The organism is Collinsella aerofaciens (genome assembly GCF_039836695.1).
Taxonomy (GTDB): Bacteria; Actinomycetota; Coriobacteriia; order Coriobacteriales; family Coriobacteriaceae; genus Collinsella; species Collinsella aerofaciens_BD.
Genome location: NZ_JBDPAC010000011.1, coordinates 18,854 through 41,533, shown reverse-complemented (window position 1 = coordinate 41,533; position 22,680 = coordinate 18,854). Strand labels below are relative to the sequence as shown.

The following is a 22,680-nucleotide window of genomic DNA, read 5'->3' as shown; positions in this document are numbered from 1 at the left end:
TTTGGGGAAGGGCGCGTGCTCAAGACATGGCGTCGACGTGCCTGCCGATCGACTCGAGCGTATCACCTTGGGGAAGGGCGCGTGCTCAAGACCATAATGCGAACCTCCTAGGCCCCTCGTCTAGCGTATCACCTTGGGGAAGGGCGCGTGCTCAAGACTGGAACCTCGACCACATCGACGTGTTCACCAGCGTATCACCTTGGGGAAGGGCGCGTGCTCAAGACCTACCATTCGACAGACTGGGAGCACGCCCGAGCGTATCACCTTGGGGAAGGGGGTCCTCAATCGAGCAAAAGGGCCCCGTACGTCAAAATGGGAGCGTACGGGGCGAGCGGTTACTTTATTTGATGGGAGATTCGCGGATAACAACAGGCGATAGGTCGTTGTTTAGTTGTCCAACGGTGGGGCAGCTTAGGTTCAATCTAGTAAGCCTGTCAGTAAAAGACCAGTTGGCACTATTGATGTTGTAGCCGCTAAATCGTCCGATGAAATCGCCGATTTGCACCAGATCATCAAAGTATATTTCCAATGGTGGCTTCGCCATGGCGCTTTTCGGAACAGGCTTCCAGGCTTTTCGACCAGTGTGGGCCTTCGCAATTCTAGGCACATACGTCCCATCCTTAAGTGCAGGAATATCCGCCTTATAGACGGGGTCTGCGTACCAAGCGCCCTGCCCCTTCTTGGCCTCCGGGTCATGCCAGAGCCTCAGGCACAACATCTCGCTCACCTTGATGACCGACTTCTCGTCTGCCGATACAACGGCGTTGCCCATGACAATGTCTTTGTCGGAGCCCGCTTTGCGAGCGAGGTCTTTACCCTGTGCGTTGACGCCGGCATAACGATAGACCGTCTGCTCAAACAGCTCGCCCTTTCCCTTGCGCGGAACAAAGCGTGTGGGTACGACGAAATCGTGCGCCGCACGTACTTCGTTCGCAAAGGTCTCCCAGGGCATAACACTTTCGAGGGCCTTCATTATGGCATCGTGACGCTGAATCTCGTTCATACCTCTGGTTATGCTCCAGTGTGTCTCTTGGTTGAGCCGAGCGGTTTTAATCACGAGGCTTCGACTGCATGCTGCAATCACACAAGCATCGGTGGCATGGTGACGATCGTCCGAGCGATCCTTTTCGCCATTCGACCCAAAGTTTAGCCCCCACCTGCGACGCAGCCATGCGGTCGCTCTGCCAGTGGTAGGAACAACATGTGCCTTTGCGCCATCATCGGGGAACTGCAGGCAGTCTGCGAGATAGGCACATACCTCTCGTGACATATAGGCAGTATCGGTAAAGCTTCGAGCTAAGAAATCGCCCTCTTTGGCATCAAGATCTTTCTCCAACAAGAAGTTCTTTTTGCGACGGCTGAGTTTCTGATTTTCTTGAACGCGACGCTCAAAAGCATCCCATGAAGGCGCACCGTCGTGGGACATCCATTCGTAAGGCGTCTGTTCGCGTTTGTCCTGATTGCTTTTGGCGAGGACTAGGACTTTGTTGTTCCGCGAGTTTTCTCCTGTGCGAGAGAACGGCAGGATATGGTCGATCTGCGTGTAGGTGTCGTCGCTAATTAGGCGATCGACTTCGATTTTAGCGCCCGTGTAAAGGTCGAAGCATTCCTGCTCTTCCCACAGGCGGTACTTCTCTATCTGTTTGCCTGTGACCTCATCTGCCGTGCAGCCACGCAGTTCAGCAATTTGTCCGGCAATGCGCTCACGATTTTTCTCATTCTTCTTATTGGCCTTGGCAATCTCGTCTTTTGCGCGCTGAGGCAACCTGAGCTCTCGATCAAGCTCAACGTGGATTTCGTTTGGCACGCCCCACTTGCGGCAGATGGCGTTGACCACTTTTCGCATTTGCGACATGGAGCGAATGACGACCGGGTTGTTATTGGTTCGACCGGTGCGTTCAGCCCAGAGCTCATAGGGCATCAGGCGATCGGAGCGCTCGAGCTGGGCGCCAGCGATGCGAAGTCCCAGCAGGCCGCAGTCATTTTCGGCCTGCGTAAGGTTGAAGACCTCGGGCTCCTCGAGGCAATCGAGCAGCATGTCGAGTGCTTTTTTTGAACGGTTGCCATAGCCGTTAAGAGCTTTGGATGAATAGGGAAGCCTACAAAGCGCCTCGATTTCCGCTTCCGAAAGCGGCAGCCCCTGAAGCCTCTCCTGAAGTACGGGGAGAGCTGAAGAGTATGCCACCGCCTCCATAACGGCATCGGCGAGATCACGGTCATCGCGCAAACGCTGCAGGAGAATGGGGTTGGCTGCATTGAGGGTATTGCGGAGCACGCGCCATCCCTTGGGCTTGTACACCTCGCGTGTTTTTTCGTCGGCGGCTGGAACTCCCTTAAAGTAATCGCCGGAACTAAGGTCGAGCGCTTTTCTGAGGGCGCCGAATTTAACAGCACAATCTTTGTTGCCTCGAATTGGCTCGCACGAGAACAGGATTGCAATGCACTCATCGCGCTCCGTAGCGCTCAGGGCGCGAGAGGTCCCGTCATCGTGGATGATGGTGATGTTGCCGAGTGCCCCATAGGCTGAAACGAGTTCGCTCGTAAGCGTGCAGCGTGCGGCTCGTTTTTCTGTTGGGAAGTATGAGCAGTGTCCGACGAGGTCGTACGTGCGGCGGTCGAAGTCTTTGCGCGAACGCTCCCAATCGCAAACCTCGATATACGCGGCCTCAAGTTCCGGCGAAGCGTATTTGGAGCCAAAGGAGCGTTGAGCATCAAATAGGATATGAGTTTCTTCGATAAGCTGGGCGTGCGTTACACACTTGTCGTAATTGCCGCCGCGATTGCGACTTTGAGGTTGCTGAGCGAGCCATTCGCCAACGGTGCGGCACGAGGCCTCCGCAATTGCCTCCTTGTTGGCCGCAAGGGCAGATAGAACCTTGCCGCCTTCGCTTGATTTATCCTGATTGCCTTCTCCGTGGGGGATGTATCCACGGCGCTTGCAGAGGGAGTAAAGGACTAGCGCCCACTCGCGATCGCTGAGCAGGCGGTCAAGACCATCAACACGAAGCTTGAGCGGCTGCTTGTCGCCTTTTGTGGTGTGGAAGTACTCTTTGGTGGCGTCTTGGGGGATGAGGCCATGAGCCTTGAAGACTTGGAGACAGTGCTTCAAGCGCGCCTGGGTACGGTCAATGTTTCGACGGGTAGAGCGGAAGCCCCTGCGAATAACCGCAAGACTTTGGCCCGTTTTAGGATGAGTTGGAGAGTCAAATAATCTGACGCCCAAATCCAGGATTTCATGATTAGCTGTGTCGATAAGTGCGAATCCGCAGCTTGCAATACCTGGATCCATGCCAAGCACAAGATGCCTGGGAAGTCCGAGCTTCCCAATTTCGCGATTGATGGTGATCTCCATGGAGCATCCCTCTCTAATAAGAACTCTAGAGAACAGTACCATCGCGTGAGGACATGGGCCGAGCTTGTTAGCCGAGTGGTCATTTTGTTAGGCAAACGGAAACGATTTATACAGCCTTACATATCGGTTTCCGGATGATGCTGTTTGTTGAAATTGAAACCCGGCTGAATCCCGCCCTGAGATTGAATGGCGGGGCGGCGCTCCACGCTATTCAGCGCGCTTGATAGGATGACGAACCACAGTCTTAAGTTTCTCCGGCGCACACTTGCGTGGATCGGAGAGATAGATTTCGTGATGTAAACGGGTGTCTGAGAAGTCGGGGACATAGCCCTGCTCGGTCGTGTATTCATGCATGGCGTTTACGGTCGCCGGTTCGTTGTCGTAGGGCCCGGTGTGCATGCATTGAACGCAGAGACCCTCGTCAACTTTAAGCAGCTCGACGGCGGAAAAGTCCAGTTTCTTTTTGGTTGTGGCTTCCGCGACCGCCCAGTCAAAGTCATCTCGGGTGACGAAATCGGGCAGGCGGATGCACGAGATAAAGTTGAAATCGTCCTTGCGTACATAATCGATGTCGCCGCTCGGGGAGTCTTGCCACCAGAAACCCTCGAGCGGCGGTACCACAAAGTCGAAATAGCCCTCGATACTCCTTGAGCCTTTCTTCGACATCTTGATGGTATAGGCGATGCCGTAAAGCAGCGGCAGGGCGTTTTGATACTCGCCACCTTCGGTATTTGGGTCGCCCTTTCCGCGAACGGCAACGTAGCTCATAGGCGGGACAGTTACGATACTCGGCTTGCTTGCAGGTTTGTAGAGCTCCTTGCATTCCTTCTTAAAGTCGAACGCCATGTTGGCCGCCTTTCTGCGTATTGGCCTGCTTAGATAGCCGAATCATATCATAGAAACGAACAGCTGTTCGAATGATTTGGCTGACAGATTGAGATGCGTGCGTTGTGTTTGGCGGTCGGCCTGACCCAATCGATGATTTCTCTGCCTCCCCGGCGTCTCATCTATAGCTTCCATTTCCCCATATAAAACCCGCCAAAATAAACCTGTCCCTTTTTGGTAGGTGGGAAATGGGTAATACTAGAGAGTTATCCGACCAGATGGGAACCAATCGATGGCCTATATCGAATTTAAAGACGTCATCAAAGCATACGGCGAGGGCGATGCCCGCATCCACGCGCTCGACGGCGCGAGCTTTACGGTCGAGCGCGGCGAGCTCGCCATTATCCTGGGTGCCTCGGGTGCCGGCAAGACCACGGCGCTCAACATTCTGGGCGGCATGGATACGGCGACCTCCGGCACCGTGACGGTGGACGGGCGCGATGTGAGCTCCGCTAACGAGGCGCAGCTCGTGGAATACCGCCGCGCCGATGTCGGTTTTGTCTTCCAGTTCTACAATCTGGTTCCCAACCTGACGGCCCTCGAAAACGTTGAGCTCGCAGCTCAGATTTGCCCCGATTCGCTCGATGCCGAACAGACGCTTCGTCAGGTTGGCCTGGGCGAGCGCCTGGGCAACTTTCCGGCACAGCTTTCGGGCGGCGAGCAGCAGCGCGTGTCCATCGCCCGCGCACTGGCAAAGAACCCCAAGCTGCTTCTGTGCGACGAGCCCACGGGCGCGCTCGACTATAAAACCGGCAAGCAGATCTTGCAGCTGCTGCAGGATACCTGCCGCAAGCAGGGCATTACGGTCATCATCATCACGCACAACTCCGCGCTCGCGCCCATGGCCGATCGCCTGATTCGCTTTAAGAGCGGTCGCGTGGAGAGCGAGACGGTCCAGCAAAATCCCGTGCCTATCGAGACGATCGAGTGGTAGCGCCCATGGATCAGGACCGCCAAAACAGCCAACGCCGCGACGCGCGGAACACGGAGCGCGAGCAGGATTTTACGACCTACCGCACTGCCCAAAGCTCAAACGATATGGTGCCGACGGTTTTTCGCCGTGGCATCTACCGCACGATTCGGGGCAGTCTTAAGCGCTTTTTGTCCATCGTGGTTATCACCGCTCTCGGCGTGAGTGTGATGTGCGGCCTTAAGGCGGGCTGCGAGGATCTGTGCGATTCGGTCGACGCGTATTTTGACCAGCAGAATGTCTATGACATTAACGTGCAGTCGACCTATGGCCTTACACGCGACGATCTTGCGGCTATCCAAGAGGTCGACGGCGTCGAGACGGCTGAGGGTATCTACACCGAGACCGCCTACACCGCCGTGGGCACAACGCGCGAGCGAGTGGTCGTGCAAAGTCTCTCCAAGGAGAACATCGATCAGCCGGTGCTCGTGAACGGCGATTTGCCCGAGAGCGCCGATGAGGTCGCGGTGACTTCGAAGTTCCTGAAGGCTTCGGGCAAAAAGCTCGGCGATACAGTGAGTTTTGCCGCCAATGACGCAAGTTCATCGAACCAAAGCGCCAAGGATCAGTTTGCCGCGGGCGATTACACCATTACGGCCGAGGTCCTCGATCCCACTGATGTGAGCTCCGACTCGACAGTCAACGCCTTTCGCGCTGCTTCGGCGGCGGACTATAAGTTCTATGTGAGCGAGGACGCCGCGACATCTTCTTCCTACTCCGCGGTCCACGTGATCGTCGAGGGAGCCAAGAGCCTCAACTCCTATTCCGATGCCTACGCGGCAAAGATCAACAAGGTCAAGGACAATATCGAGAAGATCCGCGAGGAGCGTGAGAAGGCGCGCGCTAAGGAGCTGACAGTCGACACGCCGGCAAGCTTAGATGCGGCTGAGCGCCAGGCGAATATGCTCTTTGGGATTGAACAGGGCAACATCAACCGCATGGCAGAGGGCAGTGAGGAGCGCGTGCAAGCGCAGGCCGACCTGGACCAGCGTCGCGCCGCCGCCGACCAGCAGTTTGCCGATGCCCGCGCCGAGCTCTCTGACCTGGGCGAATGCACCTGGTACATCCAGGACCGCGGCAATATCGCAAGTTACTCGAGCGTGGAGAGCGATAGCTCGTCAATTGAAGCCATCGCCACGGTGTTCCCTTTCATCTTCTTTATCGTCGCCGTGCTCATCAGCCTCACTACCGCCACGCGTATGGTCGAGGAGGAGCGCACGCTCATTGGCCTGTACAAGGCGCTCGGCTACTCGCGCGAGCGCATCCTGTCCAAATACGTGGACTATGCGCTGTGGGCGTGCCTGATCGGCGGCGTGCTCGGCAATATCATCGGATTTGTGGGCCTGCCGCTGTTCCTGTTTACGGTGTTCGACGACATGTACTCGCTGCCCCAGATGCTGCTTTCGTACGATATCGTGTCGTCGCTCGTGTCGGTGGCGCTGTTTGCCGTGGGCGTGGTGGGCGCCACGATTATTGCCTGCCGCCACGAGATGGCCGAGACCCCAGCCTCGCTCATGCGCCCCAAGGCCCCGCGCGCCGGCTCGCGTATCTTGCTCGAGCGCATCGGCTTTATCTGGCGCCGCATGGGCTTTTTGAACAAGGTGGCAGCACGTAACCTGTTCCGCTACAAAAAGCGCGCCTTTATGACCATCTTTGGCATCGCGGGCTGTACGGCGCTTGTGATTTGCGGCATGGGCATTCGTGATACGTCGGTCGCGCTTTCGCCCAAGCAGTACGGGCATATCACGCGCTATGACCTGCTGGCGGTTGCCAATCCCGACGATTTTTCGCAGACGTGCGCGGCGCTCGACGAGCGAAGCGCAGCCAAGGATTCCGACGTGACCGTGACTTCGACGCTGCCGATTATGACCGACAACGTCACCTTTACATTTGGCGGCAAGAGCGAGACCGTGCAGCTGATCGTGGTGCCCGATGACCGCACGAACGACCTGGACGACTACGTGCGTCTCGAGGATGAGTCCAAAGAGCCTCTATCTTTGCGCGACGGAGATGTGTATCTGAGCAAGAGTTCACAGCTGGTACTGGGGATTCAACCGGGCGATACGGCACACGTCCAGGATTCGTCGCTCAACGTAGCCAAGGTCAAAGTCAGCGACATTTCGCTCAACTATCTGGGCAACACGCTTTACATGACGCAGGGCACCTATGAGCGCGCGTTCGGTCGAAGTGCGCGCCTTAACGGCGTCTTTGTGCTGCTTAAGGGCTCGTCGGCCGATCAGATTGCGTTTAGCAAGAAGCTTAAGAGCGACGGTTGGCTCACCATCTCGAGCACGGCTGAACATTGGCAGAACTTCGAGGCGAACTTCACTATCATCAATTCCGTCGTGGTGCTCGTGACCTTTATGGCGGCGTGCCTATCGTTTGTGGTGGTGTTTACGCTGTCCAACACGAATATCTCCGAGCGCGAGCGCGAGCTGGCGACCATCAAGGTGCTGGGCTTCCGCCGTGGCGAGGTGCACCACTACGTCAACAAGGAGACGTTGATCCTCACGGCGATCGGCGCTGCGCTGGGCGTGCCGCTGGGCGGCTTGCTGGCCGAGAGCTTTACCTACATTTTGCAGATGCCGTCGCTGTACTTTGACGTCGAGGTCGAGCCACTGAGCTACGTGCTCGCCGTGCTGCTGGCCTTTGGCTTTACGTTTATCGTCAACCTCGCCACCAATCGTACCCTCAACAAGATCGACATGGTCGGCGCCCTCAAGAGCGCCGAGTAACCTGTCCTGGGATTCAAGTTCTAGCGAGCTGCCGACGCGCCCGCAGCAGTATTTTTGCATAAACCGCTCCGCCAAATGCATACTTTGACGGGGCGGTTGCTTTTTGCCCACAGGTACCCCAGGGGGCGCCGTGCAAATTCCGGAGTATTCAGCGTCCCGGGGTCCGCGGGCGCGGGGGCGGGTGCACAAAACCGCGCTGAAAGCCCCGATTCTGAGTCCCAACGCCTCTAGAGCCGCTCGTTTTTTTACAGGATGCGGCTCATGGTGCCTGCCTTTCGCCCAAAATCCAGTATGCAGGCACCCTCGGCTGCTGAATACTCCCAAAAATGCACGCCGCATCCTACCCCAGGCACCCGCAGCAAGAAGACGAATAGCCATGGCCTCCTTAGTTACCGCAGGAGGCCCCAGGGCTTACCTCCCAAATCTTTCCGCAGGACGGAAGGATCCCGCCGCGCGAAGCGCACGGCGGGATCCTGACATGTCCGAGGACGATTTGGGAGGTAAGCCCTGGGGCCTCCGATGAGAGCAGTTCCAGCCGAGGCTATTCGTCGCCGAAGCTGATGCCCAACGCCTTGGCCTCACGCACCAGATCGCTCTGGGGGTCGACATACTTGAGCTTGCCGGCGACATCCTCGAGCGGCATGTGGCACATCTTGCCGTCGCGCAGGGCAATCATGTAGCCAAACTCGCCGCGCAGGCAGCCAAGCGCGGCCTCGACGCCGCACTGGGTCGCAAAGATGCGGTCCTGGGCGTCGGGCTGGCCGCCGCGCTGCGTGTGACCGGGGATGGCGACGCGGGTCTCGCGACCGGTCTTGGCCTCAATCTCCTTGGCGATGTCGTAGACAATCGACGGGCTCGTGCGCTCGGCGAGCTTCTTCTTGTACTCCTTCTTGGACAGCGCCGCGTCCTCCTTGGAGATAGCGCCCTCGGCGACGGCCACGATGGTAAAGCGGCTGCCGGTTTCCATGCGATGCTCAATGGTCTTGATGACCTGGTCCATGTCGTAGGGAATCTCGGGAATCAAGATGACATCCGCGCCGCCCGCGACGCCGGCGTACAGCGGGATCCAGCCAACCTTGTGGCCCATGATCTCGATAACAAACACGCGGCCGTGACTCGAGGCGGTAGTGTGGATGTCGTCGATGCACTTGGTGGCGACGTCGATGGCGCTCGTAAAGCCAAACGTCAGCTCGGTGCCCCAGGTGTCGTTATCGATGGTCTTGGGCAGCGCGATAACGTTGAGGCCCTCTTCGCGCAGGCGGTTGGCGGTCTTGGTGGAGCCGTTACCGCCCAGCATAAACAGGCAGTCGAGCTGCAGCTTATGATAGGTGTGGACCATCGCCGGCACCTTCTCGACACCATCGGCCTCGGGGGTATCCAGACGCTTGAACGGTGTGCGGCTCGTGCCCAGGATGGTGCCGCCGCGGGTGAGGATGCCGCTAAAATCGGCGGGCGTCATGACGCGGAACCTGCTGTAGATAAGGCCCTGATAGCCGTCCTCAAAGCCATAAATCTCGATAGGCTCTTCGCTATTGGTCATAAGCGTTTTGACGATGCCGCGCATGGTGGCGTTGAGCGCCTGGCAGTCGCCGCCACTGGTAAGAAGACCGATCCTGAGCATGATGAATCCTTCCGGGCAAGTTATAACATGCGCATAAGTTTACCCCCGCACACTGTTGATACGGGGGTAAACGTGTTAGCTCAAGCGTATGGAAATGTAAGCAACGTCAGGGAACGTAAGGTCGACGGGCCTGGCTCCTTACAGTGCGAAGGCGTCGACGTCGCCCCAGTGGCGGCGCAGCGTAATGGCGGCGGCGGGTTCGGTATTGTCAAAGACGACCGACCATTGCGTATTGCTGGTGATGTCTTCCGGATTGGGCTCTTGCGCTGCGGCACGCAGGGCTTCCCAGACAATCGTTTCGTCCTGGGCACCGACATGGGTATCAAGGACATCGGCGATTGCAACGGCGCGCTCTTTACCATGGCCCAGCTCGCCATTCTTTTGGTTGGGTAGCACTTCGTCGCCATAGCAGGCGTAGAAGTTCGTAACCTGGCGTACAGGAGTCGCTTTGAAAGCGCGGTCCGGATCGCGCGGGTCCCACTCTACTACGCGCGCGTCACCGGCGGCGTCGTTGATAAAGAAGTGGTAATCGCGTCCTGCCATGGCGTGCATGTCGTGGGCGGAAAGCAGGTCGACAGCTTCTTGCGTGGTGGCGGCACGGTCGAGCACCAGACGGATGGCGAGCGAGGTATTGATGACGGGGCGTTGCGTGTCCTGGTCACAGGGCTTGGAATCCAGAGTGAGTACGGCAATGGACACGCCGCATTCGTTAACACCGTCGAGCTGGGCAAACGGGCCCATGAGTGCGGCGGCGCGTCCGCCGACGGAGTCAAACGGAGTGTTATCGCCCAGGTTGTTAAGGGCAGCAAACCCGATGGAGGCATAGCCGTTGCGTGGGTGATTGCGCACCAGCAGCGCCGAGGTGTCGTCCTTAAAGTCGTAATTGCGACCGGTGCGCACGCGGCCTTCGGCATCTACGGCGACAAAAGCGCTGCAGGCAAACTGGGGCGCCTGGACATGTACCGGCACACCGGGCAGCACCTGCGCCACCACGGCATCGATGTAGGCCTGGTCGTCGCGCACGCCAGCGGCGATGATGCGATCAAGATCGTAGTCGTAGGCGATGTCGATTGCGTACAGGTCATAGCCATCCGCGTAGCCGGTCAAGCGCTTGAGCGACGCGGCGGACTTGATTTGCTTGTGATAAACGATACCGGTGGCAGCGGCAAGGCCGACGGCGACTCCCGCGACACCGCAGGCGATGGCAATGTTACGTGGCTTCATGGCGGCTCCTCTCGTCCTGTTAGCGTAATTGTCGCAAAAGGTGCACGGGCATGATGGCTCAACTTGGTGAGCGGTGCGGGATTAAACACGGAATGAAGAGTGCAGCGCTGGCGCGGCGGGGTATGCTGGAAGGGACCATCAACCCAGCGAAAGGGGAGAGCATGACGGATCAGGAAACGCCCGAGCGCGCGCATGTGACGGCCGATGATATCGAGGCCGCCAACGACCTTATCGACTTTATCGAGGCATGCCCCAGCATGTTCCATACGGCGGCGACCATTATGGCCGAGCTCGACGAGGCGGGCTTTACCTACCTGTCCGAGAACGCGGCGTGGGACATCGAGCCGGGCGGGCGTTATTACACGCAGCGCAACACCTCGAGCGTTATCGCCTTTAAGGTGGGCGAGGACCTGGCTGCTACGTGGGGCGAGGACGGCGTTGCCGGCGACTACCATTTTCAGCTGACGGCGTCGCACAGCGACTCGCCGACGTTTAAGGTTAAGGCCGTGCCCGAGCTCGACGGCGCGGGCGAGACGCTGCGCCTGAACACCGAGGCCTACGGCGGCATGATCGACTACACCTGGTTCGACCGTCCGCTGGCACTCGCGGGCCGCGTGCTGGTACGCGAGGGCGACCGTATCGAGAGTCGTTTGCTCGCTACCGAGCGCGAAGTCGCCATCATCCCGAGCCTTGCCATCCACATGAACCGTGGCGTTAACGAGAGCTTTGCTCCCAACCGAGCCGTCGACCTGTGCCCGCTCATCAGCGCCGGCGAACTCAAGCAGGGAGATTTTGATGCCCTGATTGCCGAAGAGCTGGACGTTGAGCCCGAGCAAATTCTGGGCCGCGATTTGTTCCTGGTCAACCGCCAGGATGCGCGCATTTGGGGCTGGGCCGACGAGTTTATCTCGACGCCCAAGCTTGATGACCTGGCTTGCGCCTATACCTCGCTACAGGCATTTTTGGGCACCGAGAACGCGCACGACGTCTCGGTCTTTTGCTGCTTTGATAACGAGGAGGTTGGCTCCGAGACCAAGCAGGGCGCCATGTCGACCTTCTTGGCCGACGCGTTGCGACGCATCAACGGGTCGCTGGGCTTCGATGACGAGTCGTACCATCGCGCGCTTGCCGCCTCGATGCTTGTGAGCTGCGACAACGCGCATGCTGTGCACCCCAACCATGCCGAGAAGTGCGATGCCCGCAACCAGGTCGTACTCAACGGCGGTATTGTCATCAAGGAAGCCGCCAACCAGCACTACTGCACCGATGCCTTTAGCCGCGCGGTGTTCCAAGCCATCTGCGATGACGCCGACGTGCCCACGCAGGCCTTCGCCAACAAGAGCGATATGGCGGGCGGTTCGACCCTGGGCAACCTGTCGAACATGCAGGCGAGCATGCATGCCGTTGACGTGGGCCTGCCGCAGCTTGCCATGCACTCGAGCTACGAGACCGGCGGCGTGCGCGACGTGATGTGTGCCATCCGCGCCCTCACGGCCTTCTACGAGCGAAACCTAACCATCAACGGCGCCGAAAGCGTGGAGCTCTAAAATCGACCAAGATGAGATGACAATTTTGGCAGGTTTTATCTGGGCAAATGCTTCAACGCCAACGACAAGACGGAACTGCTAGGACTTCATAGGCAGAGCCTGCGCTAGTCAGATCCCGCAGGTCGAATAAAAGTCAGCGAGAGCCCGCCGTTTGAGCCAAGGTGCCGTGAAATGAAAAGGCGCTGACCTTCTGGTCGCGCCTTTAAAATTGAACGGCAGATTGGCCAAACGGCGGGCTCGCAGCGTCGGCTCATTACGCCGTTTGTAAAACGGCGTAATTCTTAATGTTCGATCCAGCAGCGCAGGGTTTCGCCGGCTTGCAGATGGCGAAGATTTTCCGCGGCGATGTCGACCACGTTGTTGAGCGTGGCGGCTAGGTGGAACCAGCCGGAGACGTGTGGCGTGATGAGCATGTTGGGCGCATCCCACAGTGGGCTTGTTTCAGGCAACGGTTCGGGGTCGGTGACGTCGACCGCGGCGCCGGCGAGATGTCCCGACTCCAGGGCGGCAACCAAGTCGTCGGCGACCACAAGGTCGCCGCGGCCGCCGTTGGCAAAGAAGGCGCCCGGTTTCATCGCGGCGAAGAACTCGGCGTTCGCCAGGCCGCGGGTCTCGGGTGTGCTGGGCATAAAGGATGCGACGATGTCAGCCTCGGCCAGGCGCTCGGATAGGGCGTCCATTCCGTCCATGTCCTCAAACACAATGGGGTAGACGAGCGGATGGCGCTTGATGCCGCGGACGTGCGCGCCCATGCCGCGGCAGAGCGTGGCGAAGTGGCCGCCGATATCGCCCGCGCCCAGCACCAGCACATTGGCGCTTTTGAGCGAGGTGACCGGCCCCAAATCCTCCCAGCGATGCTCGCGCTGCAAGTCGTGATAGCCGGGCAGGCGCTTCATCATGGAAAGGACCATGGCAAACATGTGCTCGCTCACAGCCTGGCCGTAGGCGCCCACCGAGCAGGAAAGCTTAGCGTCGGCTGGCACGGTGCCGGCGGCCAAGTAATCGTCATAGCCCGCGGTCTGCAGTTGCAACAGCTGGAGATGCTCGCATGCTGTGAGCATGTCAGGGTCGATGTTGCCCAAGATCACGTCGGCATCGGCGACCTGCTCGCGCGTGATGGCGTCGGCGCTCGTGTAGATAAAGTCCTCGCCCGGAGCGCTCGACTCGAGGATCGCGCGATGGCGGTCGTTGACGGGCAGCAAAACCAGGATGTTCACAAGCAGTCCTTTCCGCTCGACCTACCAAAAAGGGACAGGTTTATTTTGGCAGGTTGTATCAGGCAAAACGCTATAAAAACGCCGGGCTACCAGCTCAGCAGCTCGTAGCCGTCCTCTGTCACCACGAGCTGTACCTCGCACTGGGCCGAATCGCTGCCATCCTTGGTGCGCACGCACCAGCCGTCACCCTTACTGATCTTGATGTCGGGCGCTCCGGCATTGACCATGGGCTCGATGGTAAAGACCATGCCCGGGGCCATGATGGTGTCCACATCGGGTGCTTCGGTGGTAAAGCCCACAAACGGGTCCTCGTGGAACTCCTTGCCAATGCCGTGTCCGCCGTACTCGCGCACCACGCTAAAGCCGGCGTCCTCGACGGTCTTTTGCACGGCCTCGGCCATAACGGACAGCGGTAGCCATGGCTTGACGGCCGCCAGACCCGCCTCCACGCTGGCGCGGGTGACGTCGACCAGGCGTTGGCGCTCGGCAGAGACCTCGCCGATGCAGAACATGCGGCTCGAGTCGCTAAAGTAGCCGTCCAAGATCGTGGAGCAATCCACGTTGATGATGTCGCCTTCGTGCAGCACATCCGTATCGCAGGGGATACCGTGGCAGACGACGTCGTTGATCGAGGTGCACACGCTCTTGGGGTAGCCCTCGTAGTTGAGGTCGGCCGGCGTGCCGCCGTGCTCGACGGTGTAGTCGTAGATCATCTGGTCGATCTGGTTGGTGGTCATGCCCGCGGCGATGTGCTCGCCTACGCAATCGAGCACGCCCACGTTGATGGCGGCCGAGCGCTTGATGCCCTCGATATCGGCGGGCGTCTTGTAGAGCGTGCGGGGCAGAACCTCCCAGCCCTCTTCCCACAAGCGCTCGAGGCGCTCATCAAAGGCGCTGTGGCATTTCTTGTATTTCTTGCCGCTGCCGCACCAGCAAGCGTCGTTGCGGCCGGGCACGGGTCCTTTGTCATACATGGCTAACTTCCTTTCATCCGCAGCTAGTATAGCCCACCCACGCGTCCATAAAAGTTGCGGTGATATAGTTCCGATTTAAGCGGTTTAACAGCATAAATAGGAACTATATCACCGCAACTGATGGAGCGGGATGGCGGACACTGGCTGCTGCGTGGTTTTGCTAGTAGCTCACCTGGCAGGGAACGCCGAGGGCTTGGACGCGCGCGGCAATGGCGTCGAGCGCCTCGGGCGCCGCTTTGGCAAGGCCGGCGATTGGTGTCTCGCGCGCCACCGTGTAGATGGTCGCTTCTTGTGGGCGAATGCGCTCAAGCGCCGCGAGCCAGGGGGCAACGTACTCCTCGCCGGTGTTGTCGATGGGCTTGCCCAGATACTCACCGGTCAAAAAGATCGTCTGGATAATAACGTGACCGTCAAAGCTTGCGAACGTCTCAATCTGGTGCTCGACGTCGTAGGGGCCAACAGGCTGGTCGAGCAGCTGGATAAATGCCGGATCGACCGTATCGAGCTTAAGAATGTTGTCGTCGACCATCATGAGCGCATCGTGCACCTCGGGGCAGTCGGCGCGCGTACCGTTGGAGAGCACGGCGATTTTGGAGTTTGGGGCCAGCTGATCGCGCAGCGCGACGGCGCCGGCGATGGCCTGCGGAAACTCCGGTGCGGCGGTGGGCTCGCCGTTGCCTGCGAAGGTGATCACATCGGGGAGCTCGCCCTCGGCTGCCATCTCGCGGAGCTTTGCCTCGAGCGCGTCGAGTACCACGGCGGCTGTGTTGTACGGCTCATGGCAGGGGCGCTCGGCGTTGAGGCCGTTTTCGCAGTAAATGCAGTCGAACGTGCAGATTTTGCCGCTGGCCGGCATCATGTTGACGCCGAGCGAGAGACCAAGGCGACGGCTGCGAACGGGCCCAAAGATGGGGCTGGCATTCAAAAACGTAGACATAGGCATATGCTCCTCAAGACAATTGTGCCTAAGCATAGCATCGGCTCCAAAGCAAGGTGCGGGCTCTTGCTTTACAAGTTTCGTTTTTTCACGTCGCTCATTATGCCGTGTCATGAAAAGCCTCGGGTCGGGTAAAGTTAATCTGTTAACAAGGTGTAAGGCAATGCGGGTCCATCCAACCGCACTGACGTGCAACTGGATGAGCATTGATGATGGGGGCACAACATGGATTTTACGGTCGAGAATGCGGGCACCACGATTGCCTGTCGCGAATATGCCGGCCCGGATGTGTCGCCTGATGCTCCTGCCTTGGTGTGCGTGCACGGCGCTTGTGTCGACGGCACATTTTTCGACGGTATCGCTTGTGAGCTCAGCCGCAACTACCGCGTAATTGCCTACGACCGCCGCGGCTGCGGTGGCAGCAGCGATGCGGCAGACGGCAGCTATGATCTTGCCGCTCAGGCCGCCGACCTGCAAGCCGTGATCGAACACGTTGGCGCTCCGGCAAATGTGCTTGCGCATAGCGCCGGTACGTTGGTGGCGCTGGAGCTTCTTCGCACCGAACCCCATCTCGTCGCCCGTGCGATTCTGCATGAGCCGGCTGTGTCGGCCGAAGGCGTCGGTATGGGTGCAGCTCCGGTTTTGCTCGATATGATTGCGGCTGGAAAGGTTTCAAGGGCGCTCCGGCTTTTCTTGGGAGCCCTCGGCGACTTGGACCCCGAGGCTCCCGGGACGACCGAAGCGGAAGCCAAACATGCCCTGCGCAATGGTCGTTGCTTTATGGCGAACGAATATGGAACGAATATGACATATGCTCCCGACTGGGAGCGCGCCCGCGCGTCAAAGGCGGTGTCGGCCGTGTTTTTGGGCGAGCTCTCGGTCGGTACGCCCCGCGAGGCTGGTACGCGAGCGGCTGCCGAATATCTCGATTGCCCCCTCGTGACGATCCCGGGCGCGCATAACGGTCTGCGCGATCGCCCCGTTACGGCGGCAAACGCCGTTCGCGATGTCTTGGAGCGTTAGCACGCTCGATGACCTGCGGGGAGAGGGGCTGTTAGCGTTTCGTCATTGTTAACGAATGCGCCAATAACCACGCGCCCGCGGCTCCATCACCGCCGTTTGCCAGGTCATAAAAATGTAACAGCATTCACGTGCTTGCCTGCATCGGCAAGGTGTTACCCTTGTAGCATTTGGAACCCACCGCTACCATGCGAAACTATCGAAAGGGCCCCATATGCTCAAAAATCACGAGGTCAATCTAACCGACGAGGAGGCTGCCGCTGAGGTCGCCCGCGTCGCGAAGACCTACCCCGTGGTGCGTTTGCTGTCGGCCGATCAGATTAAGAGCGAGCCTAACTGCCTGCTCGCCGGCAATCGGTGCCCTTGTCTGTGTCAGTCGAGTCTTGAGGCCTTGGCAGATTCCGATGAGGTGTCGGAGCAACTGCTCAACGATGGTGTTGAGTACCGCGCCCGCCTACGCCCTCTGAAGGTCGAGGGCGAGCCTCACGTCCTGCTGATGGTGCGTCCGATCGATGAACAAGAGACTGCAGAAGAGGACCTTGTCTACACCGACGTGCTGACGAGTGTGCGCAATCGCCGATATTACGAGGAAAAGCTCCGTAGCGCCCGCATGAATGCCGGCGTTGCGGTGATCGACCTTGATGATTTTAGGGTCTTCAACGATACGTGTGGCCGTCATGCCGGCGACCTTGCGCTCGGTGCTGTGGCGACGGCCATACGCAGCGGAATTCGTTCGACTGACGAGCTCGTACGCTATGGCTGCGACAAGTTTGTGGTTGTCATGCCCAATATTCCCTCCGATGACTTCACCCGTCGCCTGCATCAGGTGTCCGATGCCGTTCATGCCACGATTGTTCCGGGCCATGAGTACGTGAGCTTGACGGCATGTGTTGGTGGCGTTCGCATGCATGGCGAGACGGTCGATGAGGGCGTTGGCCGCGCTGTCCAGTTATTGAGCCGCGCTAAGGCAAAAGCCGGTACGGTCGTGACCGATGCCGATTCCATCGAAGCCTTCCAAAGCGAAAAGCCTTTGGTGCTTATTGTCGATGACTCCGAGATGAACCGAGCCATTCTCAACGAGATGCTTAAGGACGAGTACTGCATCCTCGAGGCCGCCAACGGTCGTACGGCGCTCGACATGGTCGACCGCTATGGCGATGAGCTGTCGCTCGTGCTGCTGGATATTGTCATGCCGGGCATAAGCGGCTTTGAGGTGCTGGCCGATCTGTCGCGCCGATCGGGTATCGACAATCTGCCTTTTATCATGATTTCGAGCGAAGATTCCGATGATATGGTTCTGCGCGCGTACGAGCTGGGCGCCTCGGACTATATCAACCGCCCGTTTGACTCCCGTGTCGTGCGCCGCCGTGTAAGCAACACCATCCGCCTATACGCCAAGCAGCGCCGCCTGACGAGCCTGCTGTCCCAGCAGTACAACGAGCGCGTCAAGAACAGTCGCATGCTCATCGACATCATGGCCGGCGTCATGGAGCTTCGCAATGGCGAGAGCGGCAGGCACGTTACGAACATCGAGAAGCTGACCGAGCTGCTGCTTGGCTGTCTGGTCCAGCGTAGCGGCACGATCTCCCTCGACAATGAGGAACGCTCCACGATTGCCTTGGCTTCGGCGCTGCACGATATCGGCAAGATGTCGATTGACGATGCGATTCTCAACAAACCCGGGCGCCTTACGCCCGAGGAGTTCGAGATTATGAAGACGCATACCACGATGGGCGCCGACATGTTGCTTGAGCTGGGCCGCCATCACGTCGGCAATGCGCTTATGGAATATGCGTACCAGATTGCGCGTTGGCATCACGAGCGCTGGGACGGCAAGGGCTATCCCGATGGCCTTAAGGGCGACGAGATTCCCATTGCCGCGCAGGTGGTCTCGGTGGCCGACGTGTATGATGCGCTGACGAGCGTGCGCGTGTACAAGGACGCTATCCCGCACAAGGAGGCGATCCAGATGATCCTGGACGGTAAGTGCGGCACCTTTAACCCACTGTTGCTCGACTGCCTGCTTGAGGTGCAAGACCGTATTGCCGAGACGTTGGCACGCCCCGCCGATGTCGTCGCGTTTCCCACGATTTAGTTTGAACAAAGGAGTTTTTAATCCATGATTTCCATGCGTGAGGCGTATGAGAAGATCGGCGCTAATTATGATGACGCGTGCGCTCGGCTGATGGGCGAGGAAATGCTTGCCCGCTTTGCCCTCAAGTTTTTGGATGACGAGAGCATGGACAAGCTGGAGGCCGCCATGGCGGCAGGAGACGCCGAAGGTGCGTTTATGGCAGCGCACACGCTCAAGGGCGTGAGCCAGAACTTGGGATTCGATAATCTGTACGAGCCGGCGATCGTGGTGACCGAAGCGCTGCGCGGTGCCGATGCCGTTGACGGCGCTCGCGAGGGAATGCATGCGTTGCAGCAGCAATATGCGACAACGATGTCGGCCCTGCGCGAAGCGGCTGAATAAGAGCTTGCGTGCTTTGATGACTATGAGAGTGGATAATCTCCCCTTTTAGGCCCGGTGGCGGCCTCAAGGTGGGAGATTATCCATTCTCGTTCGATACGTGTCCAAAAATCCACGCTCACCCCTTCTGATTAGTGAATTGCCTATGCACACTGTCGGGGCTTTCCGCATGCAATCCATATCGTTGTTCGATAAACTGTTCGAATAACGATAGAGTCGATGAGGGTGAGTGTATGTCCAACAGCGTTCAGCGTATGGCCAAGGCGGGCGAAAAAATCAGGAAGCTTGGTTTTTGCATGGCAGCCGTTTTTGCAGGGATGCTCGTCGCTTTTGCCGCGCTGGTTGTTTACGTGATCTGGTATGCGGTTGCAAACGTTGCTTCTGTCGATGCTTTCGGTGTCGTGACACTTCTCGATGGCGGGTGCATCGTTATCCCAAGCGGACTGTGCCTGGCACTCGTCGTGGGTATTTCGCTTGTCGTTCTGTGCGGGATCAGCCGTAACATCTCGCGAGGCGTCTCGCCCTTTACCAAGACGCATGTGCGGCTTATCCGTGTTCTCGCGCTGGCCTTTGCTGTTAACGCCGCGGTTTCGCTTGTTGGTGCCTATGGATCGGTCAATCTCGCCATTGGTGGGCTGGAGCTTTACATCGTGCCTCATTCCTTCGTTATTGAGATTTGCCAAGGCGCTACCTTTGATACAGGGTCGTTTATCGGCGCAGTTGTCTGTTTGTTTATCTCGGCGATCTGGAGTTATGCCTCGCTGCTCCAAGAGCAGTCTGACGAGCTTGTGTAGGAGGAAACATGAGCTATCTCATCATCGAGCTTGAGACGCAGCTGCTTAAGACCGGAAAGACCAGCGCTGATCTGATTCGGGCGACGGGGCATACTCCGGCTAATATTTCAAAGCTTAGAAACGGAAAGATAAAAGCTATTCGCCTAAAGACGCTTCTTGATATCTGTGATGAGCTTGATTGTCAACCGGGAGATATTATTCAGCGCGTGAGCGAGAAAGAGCTTGAGGAGCTTATTGTCGAGCGCGCAAAAAATGTCGTGAGACAGATGCGGGATGGCGGAGGCAACGAGGCGTCGCTTCCGACATCAGTCTTTGCTGTCGATTTGAGCGACGAGTAGCATAAGACGAACAGCTAAAACGAAGTATCAGCGTGAAGGGACCCGTGTCTAACACGGGTCCCTTCTTTTAGACTATCTTGACAAATATGAGTTATCGAAAAACAATAACAACCATGGAAAACGATAAAGGAAAGAAGGAACGATATGAGCGGTTTTTCTATCAAGCAGAACGGGGGTCCAATGGACGCATCAGCGATAAAGCTATCAAAAGTTTCAAAACGCTACGGGAAACGGCGCGTTTTGCATGACGTTTCCTTCGAGGTGCATCAGTCTGAGCTCTGTGCCCTTGTTGGTGCAAACGGGGCGGGTAAAAGCACGCTTATTAAAATAGTGCTGGGCCTCTGCGAGCCATCTTCGGGGAGCGTGGAGCTCTTTGGAGGCAAATCAAAAAGAGAGCTTGGCCTGATGCGGACGCGTGTCGGCTATGTGCCAGATTCCAGCGGAGCATACCAATCCCTCAGTGCGGTTGAGAATCTCCAAATCCGATGTTTGGAATGGGGGCTTGATGCGAATCGTGAGATTCCTCGCGTTTTGAGCCTAGTCGGGCTGGACGTCGTAGAGAAAAAGAGCGTGAGCAGTTTTTCTCTGGGAATGAAACGGCGGCTGGATATAGCTACAGCTTTGTTGGGTGACACTGATCTGCTTATTTTTGATGAGCCAGCAAACGGGTTGGACCCGCTGGGCATCGAGAGTATATGGGCCCTTATCGGTCGATTGAATCGAGAACAGGGTAAGACCATGCTCATCTCTAGCCATGATTTGGATGAGTTGGCATCAGTTGCAACAAGTTGCGTGTTTATCCATGACGGCGAACTGCTGAAAAAGGAACCGATGGACATCATAAGGGATGAGGCATCGTCCCTAAAAGAGTATTACAGGCGCTTGATGAAGGCGGTCTCGCTATGAAGCGGGCGATCCATCCCATAAAGGCAGATATGATGCGTTTGCACAGGATGTTTCCGGCGAAGTTTGGTCTTACGCTTATGCTGGCGTTCGGCCTTCTTTTCGGTGTCTTTCTAAAAAACGGAACAACGTTGCTCGCCTTTGGCAATAGCGTTTTTGGGGAGGATATTGGTTTCTGCTGGAATGTAATCGATCCTTCTGCACCCGATGAGTCCCTTGTGCGCAGTGCTTTTGCCGGCACCTCCCTGTTCGTTCCGCTCATCGTTTGCCTGGCGAATTTACAGGAGCGCGGCTATGAAGAGGGACACCGAATTTCTTCAGCAAGAGGTCTTACCCGCTTTAATGGGGTCCTAGCACATGTGCTTTCGTTTGCTTTAATAATTGGCGTAGCATATAGTGCGCTTTGCCTTCTTCTTTTTGCAATAGCCATAATACGTGGAGGGCATAACCTCTCGCACGATATGCTAACTGCGTTTTTGCCTGCAATGATAGTCAACGCTGTATTGGTGATATCGGTTGCGTTGGAGACGACGACCATCTATCGGATTACAGGCAGCGCCGTATTTAGCGGGGCTGTGGTAATAATCGGATTTGTCATGAGCTTGACGCTCTACGGAACTTACCTTCAGACGCCCATACCGTCCTTGCGGTGGATCTTCTTTCTTCCGGGGCCGTACCTTGGAGTCGGATGTGCCCTTGGGTATAGCGATATGGGGCAGCTGACGCTTCTGGGATATGGCACGGCAGCCAGCTGTCTATCGGTATTGATTTACGCTCTCGTGAGCTTTCGTGCTGGGGGTGTGTCAATGGCTCGTCAGACTAGAAGATTCCTTCATTCAGAATTGAGGCATGTGAGCAAATGGACGTACGCCTTAATCCTGGTAATTTATGCGTGCATGGTGGTATTGCAGCTAAATTCTTTCCCGATGTGGTTCTGTAGCCTCCGTGAGAACAGTTTCTTGGGCTTTTTCCCAGACCCGACACTTCGGCTATCGGCAGAGGATGTCCTTCTATTTGGTAATGCAGAGGTTTTCCGCGGTCTGCTGTTCAACGTAGCCCCGTTGGCTCATACATTGTTTTTTCCGTTCATCGCGGCTTGCATTGTGCCGCGCTTTGTCAGTTCGGGCTTTATTGGGGAACCGTGGGGGTTGTCGGAGGCTCGGGGAGGGAAGCGTGTGTGCGCTATCGTTGCACGAGTGGTGCTGTCTTCTTTTGCCCTTTTGGGCGCGTTTATCCTATCGAGTGTCGTTTTGTACTGTCTTAACTGCGTAATCGTTTTGGATGCTCAGCAGTATTTCAACCTAAATTTTTTTTGCTATCGACTTCTTCTGGCGAGTGTCGTCTGCCTTGCATACGTGGTCTCTTGCGTGATCGCTATTTCCTATTTTGGGTCCGGCTTCGGCCCGATTGGTATGCTGCTGCTTGTCAACGTTGTAGCGATCTATATACAGCTCGGGGCCAATTCCATGCTTCCGCTTCCGTCCTCGATGCTCATGTGGATTTGTGGCGTGACCCCGTTGGGGAATAGTCAATGCATTTCGATTCTAATTGACTGCCTAATTAACGTAGCAAGCGTTTTTACCATTTGCTTTACCGTAGACCGATTGCGGTCGAGATTTCTTTGATTGTTTGTGAGGGATAACCATACCGAGCATACCAAATACAGTGGGGCGGGCACCGTGGCTGGTGT

General features: G+C 57.4%; 17 protein-coding genes. 10 read left to right on the top strand and 7 right to left on the bottom strand.

Features of this window, described 5'->3' with window-relative positions; translation table 11 throughout:
* Positions 1-340: 340 nt before the first annotated feature.
* Positions 341-3,352 carry a type II CRISPR RNA-guided endonuclease Cas9 gene (gene cas9, locus ABG996_RS06505; RefSeq protein ID WP_347479033.1) on the bottom strand — a complete coding sequence of 1,004 codons (3,012 nt, stop codon included), beginning with the start codon at positions 3,350-3,352 and terminating at the stop codon, positions 341-343.
* A 207-nt stretch (positions 3,353-3,559) separates the two neighbouring features.
* On the bottom strand, positions 3,560-4,198 hold the full coding sequence (locus tag ABG996_RS06500) for a GyrI-like domain-containing protein (protein WP_347479034.1): 639 nt from the start codon (positions 4,196-4,198) through the stop codon (positions 3,560-3,562).
* A gap of 271 nt (positions 4,199-4,469) precedes the next feature.
* Here ABG996_RS06500 and ABG996_RS06495 point away from each other — a divergent pair, with 271 nt between their 5' ends.
* Complete coding sequence (locus ABG996_RS06495) at positions 4,470-5,171, top strand: ABC transporter ATP-binding protein (RefSeq protein ID WP_118206577.1); 702 nt, start codon at positions 4,470-4,472, stop codon at positions 5,169-5,171.
* A 5-nt stretch (positions 5,172-5,176) separates the two neighbouring features.
* Complete coding sequence (locus tag ABG996_RS06490; RefSeq protein ID WP_347479037.1) at positions 5,177-7,942, top strand: FtsX-like permease family protein; 2,766 nt, start codon at positions 5,177-5,179, stop codon at positions 7,940-7,942.
* A 541-nt stretch (positions 7,943-8,483) separates the two neighbouring features.
* On the opposite strand, the gene ABG996_RS06485 is transcribed toward ABG996_RS06490, so the two are convergent.
* Together ABG996_RS06485 and ABG996_RS06480 are read right to left on the bottom strand one after the other, a co-directional pair.
* On the bottom strand, positions 8,484-9,563 hold the full coding sequence (locus ABG996_RS06485) for a 6-phosphofructokinase (RefSeq protein ID WP_117821054.1): 1,080 nt from the start codon (positions 9,561-9,563) through the stop codon (positions 8,484-8,486).
* A 138-nt stretch (positions 9,564-9,701) separates the two neighbouring features.
* Entirely contained in the window at positions 9,702-10,787 is a 1,086-nt protein-coding gene (locus ABG996_RS06480; RefSeq protein WP_347479039.1) for a carcinine hydrolase/isopenicillin-N N-acyltransferase family protein, read from the bottom strand.
* Between the two features lie 161 nt (positions 10,788-10,948).
* On the opposite strand from ABG996_RS06480, the gene ABG996_RS06475 reads away from it, so the two are divergent.
* Positions 10,949-12,334, top strand: coding sequence for a M18 family aminopeptidase (locus ABG996_RS06475; protein WP_347479042.1), 1,386 nt, complete (start codon positions 10,949-10,951; stop codon positions 12,332-12,334).
* A gap of 281 nt (positions 12,335-12,615) precedes the next feature.
* On the opposite strand, the gene ABG996_RS06470 is transcribed toward ABG996_RS06475, so the two are convergent.
* The 3 genes from ABG996_RS06470 to ABG996_RS06460 form a co-directional block, all read right to left on the bottom strand.
* Positions 12,616-13,551 carry a D-2-hydroxyacid dehydrogenase gene (locus ABG996_RS06470; RefSeq protein ID WP_347479043.1) on the bottom strand — a complete coding sequence of 312 codons (936 nt, stop codon included), beginning with the start codon at positions 13,549-13,551 and terminating at the stop codon, positions 12,616-12,618.
* Positions 13,552-13,637: 86 nt separating this feature from the next.
* Entirely contained in the window at positions 13,638-14,525 is an 888-nt protein-coding gene (locus ABG996_RS06465) for a methionyl aminopeptidase (RefSeq protein ID WP_347479045.1), read from the bottom strand.
* Between the two features lie 160 nt (positions 14,526-14,685).
* A complete protein-coding gene (locus tag ABG996_RS06460; RefSeq protein ID WP_347479047.1) occupies positions 14,686-15,462 on the bottom strand; it encodes a radical SAM protein in 777 nt (258 codons plus the stop codon).
* A 225-nt stretch (positions 15,463-15,687) separates the two neighbouring features.
* Between ABG996_RS06460 and ABG996_RS06455 the strand changes: the two genes are divergently transcribed.
* From ABG996_RS06455 to ABG996_RS06425, 7 genes are all read left to right on the top strand, one after another.
* Complete coding sequence (locus tag ABG996_RS06455; protein WP_347479049.1) at positions 15,688-16,485, top strand: alpha/beta fold hydrolase; 798 nt, start codon at positions 15,688-15,690, stop codon at positions 16,483-16,485.
* A gap of 211 nt (positions 16,486-16,696) precedes the next feature.
* Positions 16,697-18,577, top strand: coding sequence for a diguanylate cyclase (locus ABG996_RS06450; protein ID WP_347479051.1), 1,881 nt, complete (start codon positions 16,697-16,699; stop codon positions 18,575-18,577).
* 24 nt (positions 18,578-18,601) lie between these two features.
* A complete protein-coding gene (locus ABG996_RS06445; RefSeq protein ID WP_347479053.1) occupies positions 18,602-18,958 on the top strand; it encodes an Hpt domain-containing protein in 357 nt (118 codons plus the stop codon).
* A 251-nt stretch (positions 18,959-19,209) separates the two neighbouring features.
* Positions 19,210-19,749, top strand: a complete 540-nt coding sequence (locus ABG996_RS06440) for a hypothetical protein (protein WP_347479055.1) — start codon at positions 19,210-19,212, stop codon at positions 19,747-19,749.
* Positions 19,750-19,757: 8 nt separating this feature from the next.
* Entirely contained in the window at positions 19,758-20,087 is a 330-nt protein-coding gene (locus ABG996_RS06435) for a helix-turn-helix domain-containing protein (protein ID WP_089572320.1), read from the top strand.
* 144 nt (positions 20,088-20,231) lie between these two features.
* Entirely contained in the window at positions 20,232-20,993 is a 762-nt protein-coding gene (locus tag ABG996_RS06430; protein WP_347479057.1) for an ABC transporter ATP-binding protein, read from the top strand.
* A complete protein-coding gene (locus ABG996_RS06425) occupies positions 20,990-22,615 on the top strand; it encodes a hypothetical protein (RefSeq protein WP_347479059.1) in 1,626 nt (541 codons plus the stop codon). The genes ABG996_RS06430 and ABG996_RS06425 overlap by 4 nt, the downstream gene beginning before the upstream one ends.
* Positions 22,616-22,680: the final 65 nt, after the last annotated feature.